This window comes from Amycolatopsis sp. NPDC059657, assembly GCF_042734395.1.
Taxonomy (GTDB): Bacteria; Actinomycetota; Actinomycetes; order Mycobacteriales; family Pseudonocardiaceae; genus Amycolatopsis.
The window spans coordinates 1-7551 of sequence record NZ_JBHWEB010000221.1 but is presented as its reverse complement, the minus strand read 5'-3'; the positions used below and the strand labels follow the sequence as shown (position 1 = coordinate 7551).

At 69.4% G+C, this 7551-nt stretch carries 5 protein-coding genes; 3 read left to right on the top strand and 2 right to left on the bottom strand.

The features are described from left to right. Positions 1-30 precede the first annotated feature (30 nt). Complete coding sequence (locus ACFV15_RS47270; protein ID WP_378359973.1) at positions 31-2211, bottom strand: SulP family inorganic anion transporter; 2181 nt, start codon at positions 2209-2211, stop codon at positions 31-33. Between the two features lie 275 nt (positions 2212-2486). Here ACFV15_RS47270 and ACFV15_RS47265 point away from each other — a divergent pair, with 275 nt between their 5' ends. Continuing rightward, positions 2487-5024, top strand: a complete 2538-nt coding sequence (locus tag ACFV15_RS47265) for a hypothetical protein (protein WP_378359972.1) — start codon at positions 2487-2489, stop codon at positions 5022-5024. Further along, positions 5021-6235 carry a type VII secretion-associated serine protease mycosin gene (gene mycP / locus ACFV15_RS47260; protein ID WP_378359971.1) on the top strand — a complete coding sequence of 405 codons (1215 nt, stop codon included), beginning with the start codon at positions 5021-5023 and terminating at the stop codon, positions 6233-6235. The genes ACFV15_RS47265 and mycP overlap by 4 nt, the downstream gene beginning before the upstream one ends. A 55-nt stretch (positions 6236-6290) precedes the next feature. Here the strand turns inward: mycP and ACFV15_RS47255 are convergent, their stop codons facing one another. Then, positions 6291-6578, bottom strand: a complete 288-nt coding sequence (locus ACFV15_RS47255) for a winged helix-turn-helix domain-containing protein (protein WP_378359970.1) — start codon at positions 6576-6578, stop codon at positions 6291-6293. A gap of 479 nt (positions 6579-7057) precedes the next feature. On the opposite strand from ACFV15_RS47255, the gene ACFV15_RS47250 reads away from it, so the two are divergent. Continuing rightward, the gene (locus tag ACFV15_RS47250) at positions 7058-7372 is read left to right on the top strand and encodes a hypothetical protein (protein ID WP_378359969.1); all 315 of its coding nucleotides are present in this window, start codon (positions 7058-7060) and stop codon (positions 7370-7372) included. The last annotated feature ends 179 nt before the right edge of the window (positions 7373-7551 follow it).

Sequence of the window (7551 nt, the reverse complement as noted above, 5' to 3'; positions counted from 1 at the left end):
GGTTCTAGCCGCCCGCAACGCTCACGACGGCTACGTCGAGGGGTTGGTGGCCGGCGTGCCGGCCGGTCGGAACGTACGCGTCCCGGTGTCGTAGAGGTGCACCTGCGCGGCGCCGACGTCGAAGTACATACCGGTCAGGCGCAGCTGCCCCCTCGCTTCGGCGGCCGCCACCTTCGGGTAATCACGAAGGTGGTCGAGCTGCTGGAGAACGTTGTGCAACGCGAGCTGGTCGTTCGCCCGTTCGGGGCGGACGCCGTCCAGTGTCGGTTCCCCGTCCCGTCGCGCGGTGGGTTCCGCGTGCATGAGCCACTCCTCGAGCGGCCCGGCGGGCGGGCCGTCGGCGAGTGCTGTCATCGCGCCGCAGGACGAGTGCCCGCAGACGACGATCTCCGAGACACCGAGCACGCCCACGGCGAATTCGACGGCCGCGTTCATCGACGCGTCCGCCTGGTTCGCGGGCACGAGGTTGCCGATGTTGCGGATGGTGAACAGATCGCCGGGGCCGCTGGTGGTGATCAGGTTGGGCACGACGCGGGAGTCGCCGCAGGTGATGAACAGCGTGCGCGGCTGCTGGCCGTCGGCGAGGTCGGAAAGGGTGTCACGCAACAGATGCGCGGCGCGGCGCTGGAACTCGGTCGCACCGCGGTGTGTCTGCTGGGTCGGGATGGCAGTGTCGACGGCCTGCCAGTCGGACCAGGGCGCCAGCCAGCGTGGCATGGATTTGGCGTCCGCGCGGTTGCGCGTGGGACGGCCGGCCTTGCCCTCGGCGATCCAGGGGTGCCCGATCTCGTCGACGTCGACGGTGCCGCCCGCGAGTTCGTGGGCGTGCTGCCATTTGGTGAGGCTTTCGAAGGCGGCGTGATCGAGGTAGTCGACGACGAGTTCGAGTCGCACCGTCGTACGGGCAGGGACTGTGGCGAGCACTTTGGACAGTCGCGGTACCGAAAGGAAGGTGAGAACGCCTTCGACGACGACGCGCCAGCCGTCGCCTTCCGGTTCCGCGTGGATGCCGGACCACATGGTGCGCCGCAGCATCATCACGATGGCGAGCAGAATGCCGGCGAGCACGCCCGTCAGCAGGTCGAACAGGACGACACCGGCCAACGTGAGCAGGTAGGTCGGCAGGTCGCCGTGTGCGAACACCTCGCGCATGTACGCGGGGTCGACCAGTTTCGCGCCGACGTGCACCAGCAGCCCGGCCAGTGCGGCGAGCGGGATGTTCTCGATCAGCCCGGCCAGCACGACGACGAACAACAGCACCCAGACGCCGTGCAGGATCGCCGACGCCCGGCTCTTCGCACCGGCGGCCACATTCGTCGAGCTGCGCACGATCACGCCGGTCACCGGCAGACCGCCCAGCGCACCGGAAACCATGTTCGCGGCGCCCTGTCCGATGAGTTCACGGTCGAGGTTGGCCCGCGGCCCGGTGTGCAGCTGGTCGACAGCCACGGCGGAGAGCAGGCTTTCGACACTCGCGATCACCGCAATGGTCAGCACGGCCAGCGCGAAGGCGCCCCAGCCGGTCGAGGGCAGCTGCGGGGCGAACCGGACGTTCAACAGGTCGGTGGGCAGTTCGACGCGCGGGAGCGTCATGCCTGCCGCCACTGACACCACGGTCGCCGTCGCGATGGCCGCGAGCGGGCCGGGCACGCGGCGCACCACCTGCGGCAGTTTGGGCCAGATCAGCAGGATCGCGATGGTCAGGATGCCGATCATGGTGGCGGCGTCGTGGTGGGCCACGATCTGGCCGGGCAGCTCCGCGATGTTCTCGACCGCCGAGCTCTGCGCCTTACCGCCGAGGATGACGTGTAGCTGGCCTAACACGATCGTGACGCCGATGCCGGCGAGCATCCCATGCACGATCGCCGGGGAGATGGCCAGTGCGGCCCGTGCGATCCGGCTGAGCCCGAAGAGGATCTGCAACGCCCCCGCGGCGACGGTGATGGCGCAGGTGACGGCCCACCCGAAGGTGGAGATGGTTTCGGCCAGCACCACGGTCAACCCGGCGGCAGGGCCGCTGACCTGCATCGCCGATCCGCCGAGCGCACCGGCGACCACTCCGCCGATCACCGCCGCGATCAACCCCGCGGCGACCGGAGCACCCGACGCCAACGCGATACCGAGTGAAAGCGGTACGGCGACCAGGAACACGACAAGCGAGGCTGGCAGGTCGTAACGAACAATAGGACGTAGAACTGTGCGGACACGCATAGTTACGACTCTTATCGTATTTACACACTTTCGGGCTACTTTTCCGTCAGTAGTGAGGCGAATACCGCATTTTTCGGAGAGCGATTCCGCGTTTTTCGGATACGCAAATGAACATACGATTAAGAACTTGTTTCCTGGCCCCTGTGTGACCACGTGAGGGAAAACCCCGGGATCACACTTCCGCTGTGGGGACGGGACGTCGGCGCTGCCGCTACGTGATATCGATTCACCTGCTGGGAAAGGTTTTTAACGAGCGCCGGACGGGAGTACGCATAGTGGTCGCACCTGTTGTCGGCACGCCGGAAGCGCCGTTGCCTTGGGGTGGCGGAGAACTTGTCGTCGAGTGGCGTGGTCCGCATGCTCTGATCAGGCGTAATGACGAATCGGCGCGCGAAGCGGACATAGTGAGCACCGTGCATGGGGTGCCGGGGAATTTCCTCATCCTCGCCTCACCCGGCGCGCATCGTGAGCCGACTCTGCTGAGCACGATTCGTGGTTGCCTGGCCTCGCTGTGGTCGCTGCCCGCCGAGTCGAGGCCGCGGGCGGCTTGGCTGGCCGTATCGGATCTCGGCGACCCCGAAGGCGACTGTGCCAACTGGGTTTACGGCTTGGCCGCGGAAGCGGGCATCGAGATCTTCGCGCCACACGGCGCCGTGCAGGCCCTGATCGGGACCGGGACCTATGTGGACAGAGCGGCAGGCGGGACCGGGTGGCGGCGGTTCGCCCCCGGCAGGGCCCCGGACGTGGTCGGCTGCCGGTTTCCGATGCCGTTCTGGGAACACCGGTTGCCGCATATCCCGTTGCGCGCGGCCGGCCTGGTCGCCGAGCCCATTCCGGCGGGCCTGGCGGTCAACGCCGAGGGACTCGTGCCGAGGGGCCACCAGGACCTCGCGTTCCGGGTTCCCGCGAACCCGCGGATACCGAAGATCGTGCTCGGTGGCCCAGGCGCCGATCTCCCGGCGGCGGCGGTGGCCGAGCTGCTGACGCTGCTACCGCCCGACCTGCTGCCCGAGTTGCTGCTGGTGCCCGGCGCGGCGCCGATGACCAGGCCCGAGTGGACGCGTGAGCTCGCCGGGCTGACCGGACATCCCGTCGCGGTGAGCACGGGCAGCCAGATCGTGAACGCCCGGCGGGGGACCAGGACGGTCGTACTCGGGGCGCGCGGCGAAGAACTGCTGGCGCCGTTCGCGACGATCGTGCTGCAACGTCCGGACGCCGAGCTGCCGGAGGTCGTCGACGTCGCGGCCGCGCCACTGGGCTGGGCCTGGGCCGGACCCCGTACCTACCAGCCGGTGCTGGACCCGAACCAGGCCACCCCGGCGTTCCCCGGAGTCGTCGTCGAGGTCGTGCCGGGCGGACTCGCCGTGTACACCTCGGAAAACTCGGCGGTGCCGATGCCGTTCGACCCGGTGCGGTGGACGCTCGGAGTCGGCACGCCGGGGGAGGCGGTGACCGATGTCGAGATGGCCGCGGTGCGCAGTCTGCTCAACGGGCTCACCACCCAGCAGCGGCTGACCGCTTGCGTGCGGGTGTTCGGCAGCCTCGCCCCGCCCGTGCAGGCCATGCTGGACACCTACGTCAGCGCGGTGGGCGCGATGCCGTACACCACGGTGACACCGGAACCGCGGGCTGTTTCGGTGCCTGTGCCTGTGGCGCCGCCCGTGGCCCAGCCTGTCGTGCCGCCGGTCGCGGTTGTCCAGCCACCGGTGCCACCCGTGTTGCCGCCTCCGCCGGTCGCCGTCACGTCGGTGCCGGTGGCCACGGTCTCCGGGCCGGGCAGCGTCGCGCCGAGTCGGGCGCCGATCCCGCCGCAGGCTCCCGTCCCGGAACCAGCGCCGCCGGAACCACTTCCGGTGCCGTCCGAAGTCGTCGAGGAACCGGTTCCCGAACCGCTGCCGGTCCCGCCGATCCCCTCGGTCCAGCCTCTCGCGGCGGCCCAGTTGCCCGGCCCGCCCGTGCGGAGCGGTCCTGTCCAGCCGATCGTTGCTGCCGACCGGTCCAGCACGGTGGGGGAACAGGCGCGGTTGAGCGACAGCGCGGGCTCCCGGTACACCGAAGCGCTCGCCACGGTGAACGTGGCGCTGTCGACGTGGCCGATGCTGCGTCCGGAGGCCAAAGCCGACTACATCGCGGTCTGCCTCTACCTCGGCACCGGTGAAGGCGGCGCGGTGCCGCTCAACGCCGCGCTCAGCACGGGCGAGCCGGTGGTGTTCGACGGGTACCTGCCTTGCCTGATATCCGGCCTCCGCCGGTTGCCGACACACCGGCAAGTGGTGCTGCGTCAGGAAAACCTCGGCACTGACGTCGAGTGCCCCTTCCCGGAGGGCGCGGTGCTCGTGGAACCCGCGTTCCTCAGCGCCAGCGCGCGGCTCGACGTCACGACCTCGGCGGCGAGCCTGGACGTGCTGATCTGGCCGGTATCGGCGCGGCGCACCTCCGAGCTGGTCATGGGCCGCTCGATCGACGAGGCGGTGTTCCCGCCGGGGCGGCGGTTCAAGGTGCTCGCGGTCGAGACGGACACCGGAGAACCGGCCGACGGCGAAGAGCCCGATGGCCCGCGCACGCCACGCACGGCGTTGCTCGCCCGTGAGCTGCTGACCGGGGAAGACCCGCACTCGGTGGACGCGGCGGCCCGCGACACCGCCGCACTCGCCAGGCTCGAGCGGGCGCTGGCGACGCGGCGCGCGGCCGATGCCCGGCTCGTCGACGATCCGGACGTCGTCGCCCGCCTCACCACGCCGCTCACCGTGGCCGCTGAGGGCGGCCAGGCCGCAGGTGCGTCGGCGGGCGGTTCGCTGGAGCTGGTTTCGTGAAGGGGGCGACGCGACGACGGGCGCTGCTGATGACCGGGGTCATGCTGGCGCTGGCGTCGGTCGCGCCCATGACACCGGCTTCCGCGCAGCACGGTCAGCGGCAATGCCTGCCACCACCACAGTTGAGCGTCACCGGCGTGCCATGGGCGCAGCAACAGCTGGCGCCCCAGCGGGTCTGGTCACTCACCAGGGGCGCGGGCCAGACGGTGGCCGTGGTCGACACCGGGGTGGACGCGGGTTCGGGGCAGCTGGCAGGCAGGGTCCAGCAGGGCCGCGACGTGCGCTTCCCCGGTGCGACCCGTGCGGACAGCGACTGCTTCGGCCACGGCACCTTCGTCGCCGGAATCATCGGTGCCGCACCGGTGTCGTCCACGCTGTTCGCCGGAGTCGCTCCCGACGCGACGATTCTGCCGATCCGGATCGCCGACAACGCCACCGATACGTCGGCAGGCGCGCTCGCCCAGGGCATCCGCGCCGCGGTGGACCTGGGCGCCAAGGTCATCAACGTTTCGGCCAGCACCAACTACCACGACCCCGGCATCGACGCGGCGGTCGACTTCGCGACCGAGCGCGACGCGCTGATCGTCGCTTCGGCGGGCAACAGCGCCGAGGATGGCAACCCGGTCCCGTATCCCGCGTCGGAACCGGCGGTGGTCGCGGTCGGCGCGGTCGACAACGCGGGCAAGCGGGCGTCGTTCTCGCAGACCGGGACCTACCTGTCCCTCGCCGCGCCGGGGGTGGACATCTCCAGTCTCGGTCCCGGCGGTCCCGGCCAGTGGCAGGCCAGCGGGACCAGTTACGCGGCGCCGTTCGTCGCCGGGGTCGCCGCGCTCGTGCGCGCGTACCATCCGGAGCTCACCGCCGCGCAGGTGAAACACCGGCTCGAGGCGACCGCGGACCGCCCGCCCGCGAACGCACCTGACAACGCGCTGGGCTGGGGAGTCGTCAATCCATTGAGCGCGGTCACCGCGATCTTGCCAGAGGAGACCGCCACTGTCGGGCCTCCCGCGGCGCCCGTGCCCGCAGCCCACCCGGTGGCACCGGTGGTGGACCCGATCGCCGACCTGCTCGTCACGCTCGGCGTGCTCGCGGTGGTGGCGTTGGTGGCCGGGACCGTGCTGGCGACGCGCCTCGGCCCGCGTGGAACGCGGCGCCGGTGGGCACCCGCCCGGCAGGTGGTCATCGCCGACTCCGAGCGCACCTCGTCGTGATCGCGCGGATGCCTCGTGGGGAACGCTGGATGTTCCCCGCGAGGCATCCGGGACATCAGCGCGCCGACGGAGTCCGGCCGACCAGGCGGTAGCCGAGACCGTGCGCGTTGCGGATCAGGGTGCGGTTGCGGTCGCCGAGTTTCCGGCGCAGTTCCCCGATGGTCCTGCTGATCCGGACGGGAGCCGTCCGGTGCCGTTCGGTGCCGTAGACCGCTTGCTCGATCAGCTGCGCCGAGCTGACCCGATTGGCATTGACCATCAGCACGTGGAGCATTCGGAACTCGATCGGTGACAGCGGCAAGTGCTGATCCCGCAGCCGGACCTGCCTGGTGCGCAGGTTCATTTCAATACCTTCCACCCGGAGAACCGGATCCTTGGTAGGCGCGATTTCGATAACGTCAGACATGATTTCCAAAGGCGAGACGGAACAGTGGGAATCGCCTGGTGGCGCGTGAACCTGCCCTGCTTTACGGCTATTGCCTGTCACCTGTCGACAGATGGACGGCACGCGTGCACAGGCGGGCGACACCGGTGCGGAACCGGGTTGCGCCCGATCACGAGACACCGGGGCGGTGAGGTTGCCGGTCAGCCTAGTAGCCCTGACCAGGGGCTCGCTGTGCAACAGGTCGTTCTCCGTGATGTGCGGAGTGCCCGCGCGCTTGCTTCCGTGTATCGCGCACCCGGATGGCCCAGTGAGGGATTTCCCCTCGAATGGCGCGGACCCCTGGTGATCCGGGCAGTGAGGACAAAAAGGTGCGAGCCTGTGATTATCGAAGCTGCCTCTTTGCGTCGATGAAACAGCATCTTACCGGGAGGAAAAACATGAAGAAGTCTGCTCGTACCGTCTTCGCTGGAGCCGCCGCGGCCGTCGTGCTGCTTGCCGGCTCCGGGACCGCTCTCGCCGGTCAGCCGGTGTCACCGAGCACTGAGGCAGCCACCGCCGCTATCACCGGACAGGTGACGGCCTGGGACAGGTCCAGTGGCCGGATGACGATCCGAGACAGCAGCGGTGGTGCGCGGGCTGTGGACGCCAGTCAAGCCGCGGTCGCACAAGACGTCGCGGTGGGCCAAAACGCCAAAGCGACCGGCGATATGATGGGCGGAGTCCTCAGGGCTCAGCAGGTTGCCAAGGCGTAATCTTCAACGCCGGTAACAAAAGCTCCCCGGTCCACTCGAAAAGGTGAACTGGGGAGCTTTTTGGCGCGTTGTGTGCAAATGGTGTCGTGAGTGTTCCCGACGGCTAGAACCCGGCGCCACAAACACCACCCCCCCCGGCGCCCGGCGACCCAGGGTCTTAAAAAAAAAAGAACCGGGCC

Bases quoted from the DNA above. Each gene is read 5' to 3' on its own strand.
- ACFV15_RS47250 (WP_378359969.1), top strand. From the start codon at position 7,058: ATGAAGAAGTCTGCTCGTACCGTCTTCGCTGGAGCCGCCGCGGCCGTC.
- ACFV15_RS47270 (WP_378359973.1), bottom strand. From the start codon at position 2,211: ATGCGTGTCCGCACAGTTCTACGTCCTATTGTTCGTTACGACCTGCCA.
- ACFV15_RS47255 (WP_378359970.1), bottom strand. From the start codon at position 6,578: ATGAACCTGCGCACCAGGCAGGTCCGGCTGCGGGATCAGCACTTGCCG.